Consider the following 15,566-nt stretch of genomic DNA (forward strand, 5'->3'; position numbering starts at 1 on the left):
ATTAGCTATTATCGTGGATTTTGATGTTTATTTCATCCTTTGAGCCGCAGAATATGACTTTTTAATAGAAGGATAGTAAATATATGTTAATAATACTTTATTAGAATTTTTAAAGGATAGCTGGATGTTTAAAGTAATCAAGCGCTTGCTGCTGTTAGTAGTGGTTTTAGGGCTGGCCGGTACCGCGGTTGTTTATGGTGTACTTAGTTTAAGTTTACCAGCACTTGACGGCAAAGGTCATAGCGAAGCGATTAATGAGCCGGTAATTATTTCGCGCGATGTACTTGGTCAAGCTGTTATCAAAGCACAAAGCCGCAACGATGCCGCTTATGGTTTGGGGTATGCGCATGGGCAAGACCGGTTTTTTCAAATGGACTTACTTAGGCGTAATGCCGCCGGTGAGTTGAGCGAAATTTTTGGTAAGGCAGCGCTTGCACTAGATAAAAAAATGCGTTTTCATCAATTGCGTAAACGCAGCCAAACTATTTTAAAAAACCTTCCTGAGTCGGATAAGCAATTACTTAAAAGCTATGCCCAAGGGGTTAACGAAGGATTAGCACAAATAGGTTACTCAAGCTTTGAATATTTACTCACTGGTGCACAGCAAAGACCATGGCAAAGCGAAGATAGCCTATTAATAATTTTTAGTATGTATCTTGATTTACAAAGTGCCACCTTTGAGCGCGACCAAGCATTAATTCAAATTGAGCAGCAATACGGCAAACATATGCTCAAATTTTTAACGCAACCTAGTCAATACCAAGCTGCGCTTGATGGCAGCCAATTAGCACCTTACAGCGCAGGCATACCTAAGCTACCAATACCCAAGCAACAAACGCAGCAATTATCCACTGTGCAATCATCATCAATACCAGCAATGTATGCATTTAATTCTTTTGCAGCAAGCCAAGAGCGCGGCAGTAATAACTGGGCAGTTACCGGCGCATTAACTACAACCGGAGCTGCTATGCTCTCTGATGACATGCACCTAGCAATGGCGGTGCCTGTTATTTGGTACAAAGCGCAATTAAATTATGTACATAATAATGTAAAAACCCAAGTTACAGGCGTGTCGTTACCGGGTGCGCCAGCTATTGTAGTGGGCACTAATAATCATATCGCATGGGGGTTTACCAATGGTTATATTGATACCGCAGATTGGGTTGCGCTTACAAGTAACGATAAAACGTGGCAAGTAGATGAGCAAATTGCATTACCAAATAATGAAGCCGAAACTTACACACTTACCCTGAGCGAATATGGTCCGGTAAAATATATTAACGGGCAAGCTTATGCACTGAGTTGGGCGGCGCATCAAAGTTATGCGGTTAATATGCAATTATTACAGCTCGAACACGCTACCGAAGTTGATGATGCCCTAGCTATAGCCAGCGATGTAGGTATTCCGGTACAAAACTTAATTGTAGTTGATAGCCAAGGCAGTGCCGCATGGAAGCTAATGGGGGGTATTCCAGGGCGTAAAACACCCAGCGAGCTTAGTGTGAAAAGTACTGATTACTCGCCGCTTTGGTTGCAAAATGAGGCGCAGCGCCCCGTGGTTAAAAACCCAGCAAGTGGACGAATATGGACTGCAAACTCTCGGGTGGTAAGTGCCCAGGATAACGCTCGCTTTGGTAACGGCGGCTATTCACTTGGCGCACGTGCAACACAAGTGCGCGATCGCTTATTTGAAAAGCAAAAATTTGTTGAGGACGATTTTTATCAATTACAGCTTGATAACCAAGCGCGATTTTTAATTCCTTGGCACGCTTTATTGCTCAAGCAACTCAAAGCCGATAAAAATAATAATGCGGCGTATATTAGCGCGGTTGAAAACTGGCAGCAGTGCGCGTGTGCAAGCTCAGTAGGTTATACCTTGGTAAAGCATTATCGCGATGAAGTGATTAATATTACCTTTAGTACGTTGCAGCAAAGCTTAAGTGAGAAAAATGGCACGTTGAGCTACGTGAGGCGTGATTTAGAACCGGCAATTTGGCAGCTTATTAACGCGCAACCAAGCAGTTGGCTCAATCCACAGTTTTCAACTTGGGAGCAGCAGCTGCAGGGTGCATTTAGTCAAGCTATTGCTAAACTCAGTACGCAATACGGTAATAACATTCAAGGCTGGCAGTGGGGCAAAGTAAACGAGTTGGTTATAGAGCATCCGTTTGCTAAACAAATACCAATACTTGCCCGCTTTTTAAATATGCCAAAAACGCCAGGGTTTGGTGATAGTTACATGCCAGCAGTGCAGGGGCGTAGTTTTGGTGCTTCACAACGCTTTATTGTACAGCCTGGACATTTAGAAAACGCTATTTTAAGCGTGCCTGGCGGGCAGTCGGGGCATCCGTTATCAAACTTTTATCGTGCCGGTTTTAGTCAATATATAAATGCAGAAAACACGCCATTATTACCACAAGCGCTAGTACATCAAATAATAATATCGCCAAAAGGCAAGTAGCTGTTTAGTGAACTAAGCTAGAGGCTGTTTATCTTTTTAGGGTGAATATACAGTTGTGTGTTTTTAGGCAGGCAGGGTCTATGTAGTGTGGTTATTTCCCATAAATAGACGATAATTAATTATAAATATAAGTGAGCACTAAAATGAAAAAATTACTTCCCGTGTTAATCACTGGCTTATTGTTAAGTAGCGCGGCTTATGCCGATGAAAGTGTAGTTAAAACGCAAAAACTGAGCGAGCATATTTATATGTTACTTGGTCAAGGAGGCAATATTGCTGTAAGTGTGGGCGACGATGGTATTTATATTATTGATGATCAATTTGCCAAGCTTTCAAGCGATATTAAAAAAACGATTAGCGATTTACAGCCCGGCAGTACTGAGTTTGTAATTAACACCCACCATCATGGCGACCACACCGGAGGTAACGAAAACTTTGCTAAAGCAGGTGCCCACGTTATTGCTCACGATAATGTGCATAAGCGCTTAGTAGCGGAGCATGGTGAAGGATCAGATTTTTTACCACGGATGAGTTTTAGCCACGATTTAAAGCTGCACTTTAACAACGAACATGCTCATGTAGTGCATTATCAGCATGCGCATACTGACGGTGACGCAGTCATATTTTTTAACAAGGCTAACATTGTACACATGGGCGATATTTTCTTTAACTTTGGCAGCTTACCGTTTGTAGACGTAGATAGTGGTGGCAGTGTTGATGGTATTTTAGCGGCGGTAGATGACGTAATGAAACAAATTGACGATAATACTAAAGTGATCCCAGGACATGGTCCGCTAAGCGATCGTTCAGGGCTGGTGGTGTATCGTAAGCTGGTGCAAAAAGCCAAAGATGTTATGCTTAAAGCAATGCAAAACAACGCAAGCTTAGAGCAAGTACTTAACGCCGACCCATTGGCAGAGCTTGGCCTTGAATACGCTAGCTGGTTACCTAAAGAGCGTGTAACTACACTTTTTTATCGTAGTTTAAAACAATAAAAATGAATTAAGTAATAGCACATCAACTATTTTATTAAGCTGGGCACATGTTCGGCTTTTTTATTCCCCATTCCTCAAGGAGTTGTGTATGACGGTAGAAAAAACCCATCTCGAAATTTGTAATTTAACTAAAGAGCAATACCCACAAATTAAAACCTTGATGGATCAAGCATACCCAGATTTAGGTGGTGCATGGCCTAGCCATACAATTTTTAGATTAATAGACCAATTTCCAGAAGGGCAAATAGGCATTGTGGATGATGGTGTGCTGGTAGGCTTAGCATTAAGTGTGCAAGTAGACTATGCCCGCTTTTCTAACCCCCATACCTATGAAGACATAGCCGATGGCCATGACCGCGTATTTAGTGATACCGCCGGCGATGCACTGTATGGCTTAGATGTTGCGATTAGCGAAACACACAGAGGTATGCGCCTTGGGCGTAGGCTGTACGATGCCCGAAAAGAATTGTGCCGCCAATACAACTTGCGCGCTATTTTAGCGGGTGGTCGTATTCCGCGTTATTACAATCACAGTAATGAAATGACCCCAATGGAATATATAGCTAAAGTAGATCAAAAAGAGCTGTACGATCCTATCTTAAGTTTTCAGCTAGCCAACGATTTTCAAGTTAAACGCTTACTTAAAAAGTATTTACCCGAAGATCAAGAATCAGTAGGTTATGCCACATTACTGGAGTGGAATAACATACTGTACGAACCTACCGATACCGTGATTGGCACAGTAAAGTCGATTGTGCGTGTAGGCGCGGTGCAGTGGCAAATGCGTAAGGTGGAGTCGGTAGAGGAAATGCTCAAGCAGGTCGAGTATTTTGTTGATACAGTTTCTGATTATCAAAGTGACTTTATTTTATTCCCTGAATTTTTTAATGCTCCGCTAATGGGGTTAACCGAGCAAGTTAATCAAACCGAAGCGATCCGTAATTTAGCCGAGTACACAGAAACTTTTAAAAATGCTATGTCGCGAATGGCAATTGAATACAACGCCAATATTATTACCGGCTCAATGCCAGTAGCCGACGGGGATAAAATTTATAACGTCAGTTATTTATGTCACCGCAGCGGTAAAATAGATGAGCAACGTAAAATTCATATTACCCCGCATGAGCAAAATGACTGGGTTATTCAAGGAGGCGATAAAATAGCGGTATTTGAAACTGATGCAGGGCGTGTTGGTATTCAAATTTGTTACGATGTTGAGTTTCCAGAGTTATCTAGAATTATGGCCAAAGAAGGCTTAGAAATTTTATTTGTACCTTTTTGGACTGATACTAAAAATAGCTATTTACGGGTACGCCATTGTGCTCAAGCACGCGCTATTGAAAACGAATGTTATGTGGTTATAGCGGGCTCTGTTGGTAACTTGCCAGAAGTAGAAAGCCTAGATGTACAGTTTGCACAATCGGCAGTACTTACACCGTCTGATTTTTCATTCCCACATGATGCAACACTTAACGAAGCAACCACTAATACCGAAATGTTGTTATTTAGTGATCTTGATATGGATAAATTAAAAATTCTTCACAGCGAAGGGACAGTACGTAACTTAAAAGATCGACGTGAAGATTTATACGACATAATGCTAAAAAAAGTCAGCGATGATAAAAAGGTCAGTGCGGATAAGCAAAAAAGTAGCTTTTAATCACTACAAAGTAGGTCGCTTATTAAAGTGTGAGTTGGTTAATTAGCATTAATTTTGTTTTATGCTGTTAATGAATAAATTAGCTCGCTAAAATACCGCAAATTTTTAATATAGTGGGTACTTTAAGTGGCTTGGATGTATTTAATAATTGCGGGCTTGCTTGAAATTGGCTGGCCCATAGGCTTAAAAATTTCGCAACAAAGTGACAGCCGCTGGTTAGGTATTGGCATTGCGGTTGCATTTATGGTGGTTAGTGGCTTTATGTTGTGGCTAGCCCAACGTGATATTCCTATGGGTACATCTTACGCGGTATGGACAGGCATTGGCGCTGCTGGCACCTTTATAGTGGGCATTTTGTTTTATGGTGATGCCGCCACTTTTGGCCGTATTGCCGGTGTATTAATGATTATTTGCGGTGTGATCACACTTAAAATAAGCCATTAAAAAGTAAATTCAACGCGGTTTAAACAAAAGTAGCGCAGGATTAAAAGCCTGCGCTTTTTTTTGCCTGTAATTAATTGGGCAACATGACTAAAATAGCGGCAACGGCAATGAGTAATAACCCGGCGCTGTCTTGTTTTTTAAGCGGTTGTTTTAGCCACAGTACGGCAATGAGTATGGTAAAAAACACCTCTATTTGGCCAAGCGTTTTTACATAGGCAACATGCTGCAAGCTCATGGCGCTAAACCAGCCAATAGAGCCCACACAGCTAAAAATACTAATTGCGATAGTTGTGCCCTTATATTGCCAAAGTTTACTGAGGGTGTGTGGCTCTTTTAATAATAAATAACCCAGCAATATTAGGGTTTGCAAGCTAATAACAAAAAGCAGTACCCAAGCAGCAGAGTGAGGAAATAATAACCCTGAATTTAAACTGCCTTCGCGTACCCATAATGAAGTAAGCGCAAAGCAAGTACCGCACGCAAGACCTAATAAAGCTGTTTTGGCATCAAAGCGTTTAATGCTGGTTATACCGCTCATTAGCAGTACGGCAATAGCCCCTAAAAACACTCCCAGCCAACCTAATAAGGTTAACGCCGAACCAAAAAATAATACTCCTAAAATAGCGGCAACCAAAGCCTCACTTTTTGCAAGCCCAGCGCCTACAGCATAATTATTCATTTTAAATAATTTAACCATTAAGCCAGTAGCAAGTATTTGCATAATACTTGCGCCAATAATAAAGCCCCAAAAAGCATTATTAAAACTAGGCATAGCGGTACCTTGGTATTGATATAAGCCATACAAATACACAGCAGCAATAGGGCCTGCTACAATAAAGCGCGATAAAGTAACGCCAGCTACGCTCACATTACTACTTAACTTACTTTGCAGTGCATTGCGCCAAGCTTGCATAAAAGCGGCTAAAAAAGTGAAAAATACCCAAGTCATAATAACAATACAAAAATAATAGAGGGCGATAAGTTAACAAGGTATACAAAGTAAAGCGATAGTGCTTTAGGCTCAGCTGCGACAATTTGCCGCAGTTTAACGGCCGTAAAATTAGTTTATAGTTAGTTTGATGTTACTGCTTAGCCGTCAGGCACTTATCTGGCGGCTTTTTTATAGTGGGTGTGTTATTTTAAATAATTAATAATAACAAAGAACCGTACTATGACTATTTTAATCGCTTGTGCTTTATTGGCCGTTGTAATGCCTTATTTAGCAAGAATCCCCGCAGTAATCGAACTTAATAAATTGGGCGGCTACGACAACAAGCATCCGCGCCAACAACAAACTCAATTAACCGGTTTAGGAGCGCGGGCTTTAGCTGCACACCAAAACTGTTTTGAGTCGTTAGCAGTATTTGCCGTTGCACTTGCGGTGGTATTAGGCACTAATAATGTTAATGCGGTAACCGAAGCCTTGGCGATGAGCCACATTGTAGCACGTGTTTTATTTTGTGCTTTTTACTACCTTAACCTAGATATTATGCGCTCAATTATGTGGTTTGTTGGTATAAGTACAGCTATTGCAATGATTGCAGTGAGCTTTTAAATTTATTTTAAACCCCCAAAGCGCTTTAAAAGGCGCTTACTTTAAAATATCGCTTTTATTAATTGCAATATATTGCCCTTGGGCAAGGTTTAGCGTTTGCAGGGTTAGCTCGCTAATTTGCTCGCGATACAAGTCAATTACCTTATAACCACAGTAATGTGCCATTTTTCTAATTTGCCTATTAAGCCCTTGCTTTAAAATAATACTAAATTGTTTGTCTGCTATTTTTTCAACGCTACAGGGCAAGGTTATTTGCTTATCTACCGGTACACCTGCGGCCATTTTTGTACAAAACTCGGCATCAATACTTTTATTAACGCTAACTAAGTAACGTTTTGGCTGGTGGAAGTCGGGGTGAATTAGCTGGTTACATAACTCACCATCGTTGGTTAATATAAGTAAGCCACGGGAGTCCTTATCAAGGCGGCCAATAGGGTAAACCCGCGTAATAGTAGGCAGGTGGTGATAAAGGCTAGTAGGGTCATTCTGATCAAGCTTGCAGTCAATACCTACAGGCTTATGATAAGCAAAATAAATTAACTCAGCAGCGCCTTTAATAATTTGCCCGTTAACTGTTATGTGGTCTTGTTCATCAACATGGTCAATATGATTAGCTGGGCGGTTATTTACTATCACTGCACCTTCGTCAATTAAACGTGAGGCTTGCTTACGCGAGCAAACACCGGCATGGGCAATGTATTTAGCAAGTCGAATTTTGGTGCTCATAAATGGGTGCTGTTAGTCGTTAGCAAAAGTGTGCAGCAGATTATAGCAAAGCTGCCAAGTAAACATTACTGAAGGTGGGTAAATAGCCATAACTTTAGTGTTAGGCGCTACAGAGTATGCATTTTATAAGTAGTTGTTGGTTTAATAATTTTTAATTTTATAAATATTAGAGGCGTTAATGTATCAATTATATGCAAATAATGACGATTGCTTAAATCAGGCGCTTCGTCAAAAAATAGTGGCGTTTAATAGCGCGCATTTTGATGCTGAGCGTATGCCTCTTGGTTATCAGTTTTTAGGCGCACAAAAAGAATTGGTCGCAGGGATTAGTGGCTGTGTATTTGGCAATTGGTTGCAGATAAATTGGCTTTGGTGCAGCGAGTTAGTACGTGGCAATGGCTTGGCGACTAAGTTACTAGTCGCACTTGAAGAGGCGGCAGTTGAGCTTGGAGCAACGAAGGCGCAGCTCGATACGCTTGATTTTCAGGCCAAGCCTTTTTATGAAAAGCACGGTTACCAAGTTAAGTATCAACTTAATAATTATCCGCGCACGGGTACTCGCTATTTTATGGAAAAGCCGCTTATTTAACCCTTGCAGGGTGATTAAATAGCTTTAAGTGGCTCGCCTGTAAAGGTTACGCCTAAAAATGGGGTAACTTCAGGAGCAAGCATAAAGGTACGAATATTCATATGATCGCTACCTTTTGGGTTGTTAAGCACATCTTGATGATAAAACTGACCAAAGCAATCGAGCGTATTTTGTTTACTAAGTTGGTTTAGTTTTGCAAAAGCGAAAATTTTGCAAGAACCATTGTTCTCGCTCGCTGCACTGAGTAAACCATGATTATTAAATGCGCAAGGAGTGAAGCGGTAATGTGTATCGATAATTGCCATAGTGTCGGTAAATTCGATGCTTTTTGGCTCATTTGCCAATTTTTCTAGGTAGTCACTTAGAGTCACTTTCTGTCCTTAGGATTATTTTTATACTTAACTCTAACCTATCTGTTTACTGATTTATATTAAATTTAATGGTTAATATACTTACGCTTAGATTAAGTGTGATAAGGCATTAATGTTAGTTATTTCAATATCGGCAAGGCCTTTGTAAGTATAGTTGGCAGTTTGGTTATTTAACCATACAGATTGGCAGCCGGCATTATTAGCGCCTTGCACGTCGCTATCTAGGCTGTCACCAATGTGTAAAATAGCTTTGTGTGGCACCTGTAAATGTGTAGCCGCTTGATCAAACAAGTTGTTGTGCGGTTTAGCTTTACCGTGTAAACCCGCTTGCAGTACCAAGTTAAATTTATTATTTAAATTAAACTGGCTCACATCGGCATTGCCGTTTGTTATGGCTATAAGGGTAAAACGAGTAGCGAGCTTGTCGAGTAAGTTAAGTACGTCATCGGTCACGGTTATATTACTGCGAGCTTGAGCAAATATCTTGTACGCAGCACTTGCAAAGTGTTTTGCGTCGTCGGCATTAAAGCCTTGCTTGGCAAGAAGTAAGCCCAGTGTTTGCAAACGCCACTGCGTTACATCTTCAATTAATTTTGGCTGCTGCTGCAGTGCACAATCACGACAATGCAGCCATTGCTGCAAGCCTTTATGTTGATAACCCGGTAGGGTATTTAAATAATCAGTTTGCGCTTGTACGGCGGCTTTAATAATAGGGCGATTGTCGTAAAGGGTATCGTCTAGGTCGAAGCTTAATACCGACACAGGTGCAATGGCACGATTAAAACGGATCATATTATGGTTTTTCCTAATCGGTTCGCTTTTTTGCCCTTGGGTGCGTGTTGTCGTACACCTTGGCTAAATGCTGAAAATCTAAATGAGTATACACTTGGGTGGCCGATAAACTACTGTGCCCGAGTAGTTCTTGTACTGCGCGTAAATCGCCTGATGACTCTAAAATATGCGAGGCAAACGAGTGGCGCAATTTGTGCGGATGCACTTGCGAGCTAATGCCTTGCTTGATGCCCCATTCTTGCATTCTTAAACGTACTTGGCGTACCGAAATGCGATTTTTTTTGCTACTTAAAAATACCGCCACTTCGTCAGGGTTTGCAAATTGAGGGCGTATTATTAGCCATTTTTTTAGCGCGCTTAACGCTTTACTGCCTACTGGAATTAAGCGTTCTTTATTGCCTTTACCGCGTACTAATATTTCACCATTTGCGGCGCTTATATCTTGTAGGTTAGCACCAACTAACTCGCTAATACGTAAGCCTGATGAGTACATAAGCTCCATCATGGCTTTATCTCTAATGGCCAGAGGTTCGTCGTCGGGTATTTCGAGCAAGCGTGCCATTTGATCTACATCGAGATTTTTAGGTAAAGGCTTAGCAAACTTAGGCCCTTTTATGCCTACCGCTGGGTTATGGTAATGCGCTTGTTTAGCAATGTTTTTGGCTTTTAAGAATTTATATAAACTGCGAATACAACTGAGCTTTAAACTAATAGTGCGGCCACTTAATTGTTTTGAGCGCAGTGCCATGCTGTAACGGCGAATATGCTCACCCTGTACGCTAAACCAGTCGTCGCAGAGTTTACTAAAGTAAAGCGCTGCAAAGCCAAGCTGGCTGACATATTGGTTAACAGTGTGCGCTGAGTACTGCCTTTCAAATTTTAAATAGTCGCTAAATAAAGTAATAGGCGTGCGCCAGTTATCGCTTAAATCGCTGATATTAGGCGCAGGGTTGTCACTCATGCAAGTTCCAGTAACCTTGACTGCAGAGCGAGTACAAAGTCGAGTACAAAAAGGGTGTCTTGCGCGGGTTCAAAGTGGTTCGCGTTATTGCTGGCAAAGGCCAAAATAGCGATGGGCTTTTTAATATCGCCAATTAAATAAATAGCCGTTGATTGCGCCGTATCGCTAAATAACAAATCCTGCTCTTGTTGATTAATACGCCCTAAATAGTGCCCAGAATTACTCAGGCGATGCTCAACAAGTTGAGCATATTGAGTGTCGTACTTTACTAACCGACACTCGCTAATATCTGGATTACTACAAATAATATTTTGTAAGTTACTGGCAAGCGCATCGAAGTCGTTATTAGTGTAAAGCTGTTGATGGCATAAGCTAAATAAGCGATACACTTGCTCATTTTGTGCAGCGTGTTTGCTCATGCTGGTAATTTGATTTTTTAACAACGTATTGTGCTCGCGCAATTGGCGCTGCTGAATATGCACCAAAGATGTTGCACCTTGAGCTTGTTGGTGTAGCTCAAGCTGAGCAAGTAGCTCAGGGTGCTGAATTAAAAAATCAGGGTGGTGTTTTAAATAATCAACAACTTGCTGCGCACTTAGCTCACTCATAGTGCTACTTGTCCATCAAACACATGCTCTGCTGGGCCGGTCATACGCACTGGGTGACCTTCACCGTTCCAGCGAATTTGTAAACTGCCACCGGGTAAGTCTACTTGTACTGTGGTGGTTAACTTATTTTGAATAAACCCAATAACCATGGCTGCACAAGCACCTGTACCACATGCAAGTGTTTCGCTTACACCGCGCTCCCATACTCGTAATTTAATATGTTCTTTGGAAATTACTTGCATAAAACCAATATTAGCTCGCTGCGGAAAACGCTCATGGTTTTCAAGTAACGGACCCAAAATATCAACTTGTGCGGTAGTAATATCGTCAACTTCTAATACACAATGTGGGTTACCCATAGAAACCGCGCCACTAAAAACAGTATGCTCTTCGGTACGAATAATATAGGTCAGTTCGCGCTTGGTTGCTTTGAGTGGGATTTTACTTGGCTCAAAATTAGGGTGGCCCATATTTACAGTTACTTGGCCGTCTTTTTCTATGTATAGGGTTAAATTACCCGATTTAGTAGATACAGTAATTTTGTGTTTATTGGTAAGGCCTTTCATACGTACAAAGCGGGCAAAGCAACGTGCGCCATTGCCGCATTGCTCTACTTCGGTGCCATCGGCATTAAAAATACGGTAATGAAAGTCGAGATCTGGGGAGTATGGTGCTTCAACCATTAGCAGTTGGTCAAAGCCAATGCCAAAATGGCGGTCGGCCAGTTTTATTATTTGATCTCGCGACAAAAAAACGTTTTGTGTAATGTTATCAATCACAACAAAGTCGTTGCCTAAGCCGTGCATTTTGGAAAAATTAACTAACATAGCGCTCTAATTCGGTTTTGCTCTGCGCTAATCATGCCACAGAGCAGGGACTTACAAAAACGTTTAAGGTAAAATTTTCTCACCTTGATACAGGCTCTCTATGGTTTCGCGTTCGCGAATAAGATGGTGTTGACTGCCATCTACCATTATTTCTGCAACGCGCGGACGAGAGTTATAATTTGAACTCATAGTAAAGCCATAAGCACCGGCACTTCTTTGTACCAGTAAGTCGCCTTGTTTAAGTGCTAACTCGCGGTCTTTACCTAAAAAGTCACCGGTTTCGCAAACAGGGCCAACAATATCAAAGTTATGAGTAGGGGTTTCGTCGTCGCGTACCGATACCGGAATAATTTTTTGCCATGCCTGATAAAGCGCTGGGCGCAGCATGTCGTTCATGCCAGCATCAACAATAGCAAAGTACTTATCTTGGTTTTGTTTAATAAATTCCACTTGAGTAACTAAAACTCCAGCGTTAGCAGCAATGGCACGGCCGGGTTCAAATATAAGCTCAAGGTGGCGATAATTAACCAAACGCTCAGTAACTTGCGCGGCATATTCGCTAGGGTGCGGAGGTTGCTCGTCATTATAAGTTACCCCTAAACCGCCACCAATATCTAAATGGGTAAGCTCGATGTTACACGCTTTTAATTCATCTATTAGCGTGAGTAACTTATCAAGTGCTTCAAGGAAGGGTCTGGTTTCGGTGAGTTGCGAGCCAATGTGGCAATCAACGCCAATAATGTTTAACCCAGGCAGCGAAGCGGCATGTTGATACACGCTCACAGCTGTTTGAATATCTATACCAAACTTGTTTTCTTTTAAGCCGGTAGAAATATACGGATGCGTTTTTGCATCTATATCGGGGTTAACACGAATAGAAATAGGCGCTGCTAAATTTAGCTCACAGGCCACTTCAGAAATACGTTCTAGCTCCGAGACCGACTCAACATTAAAGCATTTAATACCGAGCTTTAATGCATAGGCTATTTCGTCAGCTGTTTTAGCAACACCCGAAAACACCACTTTAGAGGCATCGCCACCGGCTTTAATCACCCGTGCCAGTTCACCCTTAGATACAATGTCGAAGCCCGACCCTAAACGCGCTAATATATTGAGTACCGCAATATTAGAGTTTGCTTTTACGGCGTAGCATACCAGGCTTTTATGATTTTTGGTGGCGTTAGCAAAGGCTAAATAATGGCGCTCAAAGGTGGCTCGCGAATAAACGTAGCATGGCGTACCATATTGCTGAGCAATACTTGCAATGCTTACATCTTCAGCAAATAATTGATTGTTTTTATAATTAAAAAAATCCATTTATTGCTCCTGATTTTTAGGTGTATTGGTTTGCTCAGTTTGCGCTGCTGGATTAGCTACGTCTTGAGGTTTATTTTGTTCTGCTTTTTGCTCTGGCAAATAGAGCGGACCGCTTTGACCACAGCCAGCTAATGCGCTTAGCAGTACAGTGCTTATTAATAGTTGCTTAAATTGTGAAGTATGTATCGCTTTCATTAGATTAATAGTGTTGCTGGCTTTATAATCGCAGAGTAACAGAATATCTAAAAAATGCAGCTATTCGCGGATGATTTTATTCCTGTTACACTAGCTGTACAAAAACGCACCCACTATTAGGCGGCTCGCCTGCAAAGGAAATTAACCATGACTGATCATGAATATCACCAATTAGCCGAAGCACTTATGTTCACAATTGAAGAACAAGTTGATGATTGTGAAGCAGATTTAGATTATGAGTCGGCACAAGGTATTTTAGAACTTATTTTTCCTGACAACAGTAAAATTGTGATTAACAAGCAAGCACCTTTACACCAAGTATGGGTTGCGACTAAATTTAACGGACATCACTTTGAATTACGTGGTGATAAGTGGATAGATAATCGCTCTGGCGCAGAGTTTTGGCAGTTTATTAACGAGGCATCAACTCGCCAAGCTGGCCAAGACGTTAAATGGCAATCATCGTTATGAGTTTAGAGTTTGTAGAATATCCGGCTCAAGGTGAGCATAAAGCAACCGTTATTTGGTTGCACGGCTTAGGTGATTCGGGGGAAGGTTTTGCACCCGTAGCACCACAGTTACAATTACCAAGTGAACTAGGGCTGCGATTTATTTTCCCGCACGCGCCTGTGCAACCGGTCACCATAAATGGTGGCATGGAAATGCGTTCTTGGTATGATATTAAATCAATAGAATTAGATAAACGTGCCGATGAGCAAGGTGTAAGAGATTCTGCCGCTAAAGTAGAGCAACTTATTAACCAAGAAATAGCCAATGGTATTGCTGCTGATAAAATTATTTTAGCGGGTTTTTCCCAAGGTGGCGTTGTAGCTTTGCATTTAGCCCCACGTTTTGAGCAAAAACTGGCGGGTGTAATGGCGCTTTCAACCTATATGTGTGTACCAGAAAAACTAGCAGATGAAGCGCTACACACAGATTTAAATGTTTTTATGGCGCATGGCAGTCAAGATAACGTAGTGCCGCCTAGTGCCGGTAAAAGTGCGTTCGAAGTATTAACAGCACTTAGCATGGATGTAAGCTGGCAAGAGTATCCTATGGCTCACCAGGTTTGCGCAGAAGAACTGCAAGCTATTCGCCATTGGTTAATTGCTCGCTTAAGCTAATAATGGAGCCGCTGAGGTTAAAATGAGTCAAAAAATAGTTATTAAAGCAAATGTTAAACGCGAACCACAAGAAAGCGTAGCTACACTAACCTACGAGTGGAATTGGCGTCGTATTGTGAGTATTTCTATGCTGCTACTCATGACCTCTGCTGCCGTTATATATGGCTTAACCAGTGCCGTTAGTGCCGAGCAGGACGATCACCCAAATGAGCCAGAAGATAGGGTGTTGGCGCAAAGTAACGATACAAGCCAGCGTGCTGTTACTGCATTACAAACAACGCAAGCAGGGCTAAATAGTCCGGCAACAGTTGCGCCACAAAACAGTGAAAGTGAGTTGTTAGTTGCACCTATAAATTTAGTTGCAGAGCAAAAAATAGCAGAGCCTGATAAAGTAGTAGCGGCAGAGTTACCCGCAGCCCCGCAAGCTGAGATTAAAAACTACTCACCAGAGCCGGTTAATATTGAGCAAGTTCCCACTACCGATTTATTAGTTGATACAGATGTTGCCGCTATTAGTGATACAGCACCTTCTAGCACGCAGGGCTTTGCCCCTTTGGCGCAGCTAGCGAGTGTGGCACTTGGCGCGCAAATAGATACCGATAAAATAAGCCGAGCCGTGCTTACACGTAAAGTAAGCAAGCGAGAGCCGGTAAATGTATTTGCTGCAGATATTCGTTTAAGTCAATTTGACGAGACGTTATCGTTTTTTAGTGAACTAAAAAACTTACAAGGCCAACAGGTAAAGCATGTATGGTTTTTTGAGGATGATATTGTGGCTGAAATTGAGTTAGATATAACATCCTCTCGTTATCGTACATATTCAACTAAGAATATAATGGACTCGCAAATAGGCCAATGGCGGGTTGATGTAATTGATGAGCAAGGCCAATTAATTGCTCAAAAAGAATTTAGAATATTAGCTGATTGAGCCAGCTAAATTG

At 41.6% G+C, this 15,566-nt stretch carries 18 protein-coding genes; 9 read left to right on the forward strand and 9 right to left on the reverse strand.

Features of this window, described 5'->3' with window-relative positions:
- The first annotated feature begins 124 nt into the window (after positions 1–124).
- From PTRA_RS00405 to PTRA_RS00420, 4 genes are all read left to right on the forward strand, one after another.
- The gene (locus tag PTRA_RS00405; protein WP_058372277.1) at positions 125–2,461 is read left to right on the forward strand and encodes a penicillin acylase family protein; all 2,337 of its coding nucleotides are present in this window, start codon (positions 125–127) and stop codon (positions 2,459–2,461) included.
- 143 nt (positions 2,462–2,604) lie between these two features.
- Complete coding sequence (locus PTRA_RS00410; RefSeq protein WP_058372278.1) at positions 2,605–3,456, forward strand: MBL fold metallo-hydrolase; 852 nt, start codon at positions 2,605–2,607, stop codon at positions 3,454–3,456.
- Positions 3,457–3,544: 88 nt separating this feature from the next.
- A complete protein-coding gene (locus tag PTRA_RS00415) occupies positions 3,545–5,116 on the forward strand; it encodes a bifunctional GNAT family N-acetyltransferase/carbon-nitrogen hydrolase family protein (RefSeq protein ID WP_058372279.1) in 1,572 nt (523 codons plus the stop codon).
- 126 nt (positions 5,117–5,242) lie between these two features.
- Positions 5,243–5,560, forward strand: a complete 318-nt coding sequence (locus PTRA_RS00420; RefSeq protein WP_041454308.1) for a DMT family transporter — start codon at positions 5,243–5,245, stop codon at positions 5,558–5,560.
- 70 nt (positions 5,561–5,630) lie between these two features.
- On the opposite strand, the gene PTRA_RS00425 is transcribed toward PTRA_RS00420, so the two are convergent.
- Entirely contained in the window at positions 5,631–6,509 is an 879-nt protein-coding gene (locus PTRA_RS00425) for a DMT family transporter (RefSeq protein ID WP_208855512.1), read from the reverse strand.
- A gap of 222 nt (positions 6,510–6,731) precedes the next feature.
- Here PTRA_RS00425 and PTRA_RS00430 point away from each other — a divergent pair, with 222 nt between their 5' ends.
- Positions 6,732–7,115, forward strand: a complete 384-nt coding sequence (locus PTRA_RS00430) for an MAPEG family protein (RefSeq protein ID WP_058372281.1) — start codon at positions 6,732–6,734, stop codon at positions 7,113–7,115.
- Between the two features lie 36 nt (positions 7,116–7,151).
- Here PTRA_RS00430 and PTRA_RS00435 read toward each other — a convergent pair whose 3' ends face one another.
- Positions 7,152–7,841, reverse strand: a complete 690-nt coding sequence (locus PTRA_RS00435; RefSeq protein WP_058372282.1) for a pseudouridine synthase — start codon at positions 7,839–7,841, stop codon at positions 7,152–7,154.
- A 178-nt stretch (positions 7,842–8,019) separates the two neighbouring features.
- Here PTRA_RS00435 and PTRA_RS00440 point away from each other — a divergent pair, with 178 nt between their 5' ends.
- Positions 8,020–8,430 (forward strand): GNAT family N-acetyltransferase, encoded by a 411-nt coding sequence (locus tag PTRA_RS00440; protein ID WP_058372283.1) that lies wholly within the window; start codon positions 8,020–8,022, stop codon positions 8,428–8,430.
- A 14-nt stretch (positions 8,431–8,444) separates the two neighbouring features.
- Here the strand turns inward: PTRA_RS00440 and PTRA_RS00445 are convergent, their stop codons facing one another.
- The 7 genes from PTRA_RS00445 to lptM form a co-directional block, all read right to left on the reverse strand.
- Positions 8,445–8,801, reverse strand: coding sequence for a HopJ type III effector protein (locus PTRA_RS00445; RefSeq protein WP_011326815.1), 357 nt, complete (start codon positions 8,799–8,801; stop codon positions 8,445–8,447).
- 87 nt (positions 8,802–8,888) lie between these two features.
- Positions 8,889–9,593 (reverse strand): HAD-IA family hydrolase, encoded by a 705-nt coding sequence (locus tag PTRA_RS00450; RefSeq protein ID WP_058372284.1) that lies wholly within the window; start codon positions 9,591–9,593, stop codon positions 8,889–8,891.
- 13 nt (positions 9,594–9,606) lie between these two features.
- On the reverse strand, positions 9,607–10,554 hold the full coding sequence (locus PTRA_RS00455; protein ID WP_058372285.1) for a tyrosine recombinase XerC: 948 nt from the start codon (positions 10,552–10,554) through the stop codon (positions 9,607–9,609).
- Positions 10,551–11,162 (reverse strand): DUF484 family protein, encoded by a 612-nt coding sequence (locus tag PTRA_RS00460; RefSeq protein WP_058372286.1) that lies wholly within the window; start codon positions 11,160–11,162, stop codon positions 10,551–10,553. Before PTRA_RS00460 ends, PTRA_RS00455 begins: the two co-directional genes overlap by 4 nt.
- Positions 11,159–11,989: a diaminopimelate epimerase gene (dapF, locus tag PTRA_RS00465; protein WP_058372287.1), complete on the reverse strand. Its 831-nt coding sequence runs from the start codon at positions 11,987–11,989 to the stop codon at positions 11,159–11,161. The genes PTRA_RS00460 and dapF overlap by 4 nt, the downstream gene beginning before the upstream one ends.
- Positions 11,990–12,052: 63 nt before the next feature.
- The gene (gene lysA, locus PTRA_RS00470) at positions 12,053–13,306 is read right to left on the reverse strand and encodes a diaminopimelate decarboxylase (protein ID WP_011326820.1); all 1,254 of its coding nucleotides are present in this window, start codon (positions 13,304–13,306) and stop codon (positions 12,053–12,055) included.
- Positions 13,307–13,501 (reverse strand): LPS translocon maturation chaperone LptM, encoded by a 195-nt coding sequence (gene lptM / locus PTRA_RS00475; RefSeq protein ID WP_058372288.1) that lies wholly within the window; start codon positions 13,499–13,501, stop codon positions 13,307–13,309.
- 147 nt (positions 13,502–13,648) lie between these two features.
- Here lptM and cyaY point away from each other — a divergent pair, with 147 nt between their 5' ends.
- Genes cyaY through PTRA_RS00490 form a run of 3 tightly spaced genes read left to right on the forward strand, consistent with a single transcriptional unit; the run spans position 13,649 to position 15,553 of the window.
- Positions 13,649–13,972 carry an iron donor protein CyaY gene (gene cyaY, locus PTRA_RS00480; protein WP_011326822.1) on the forward strand — a complete coding sequence of 108 codons (324 nt, stop codon included), beginning with the start codon at positions 13,649–13,651 and terminating at the stop codon, positions 13,970–13,972.
- On the forward strand, positions 13,969–14,625 hold the full coding sequence (locus tag PTRA_RS00485) for an alpha/beta hydrolase (protein WP_058372289.1): 657 nt from the start codon (positions 13,969–13,971) through the stop codon (positions 14,623–14,625). Before cyaY ends, PTRA_RS00485 begins: the two co-directional genes overlap by 4 nt.
- 22 nt (positions 14,626–14,647) lie before the next feature.
- A complete protein-coding gene (locus tag PTRA_RS00490; RefSeq protein WP_058372290.1) occupies positions 14,648–15,553 on the forward strand; it encodes a DUF2914 domain-containing protein in 906 nt (301 codons plus the stop codon).
- Positions 15,554–15,566: the final 13 nt, after the last annotated feature.

This window comes from Pseudoalteromonas translucida KMM 520, assembly GCF_001465295.1.
GTDB lineage: Bacteria > Pseudomonadota > Gammaproteobacteria > Enterobacterales > Alteromonadaceae > Pseudoalteromonas > Pseudoalteromonas translucida.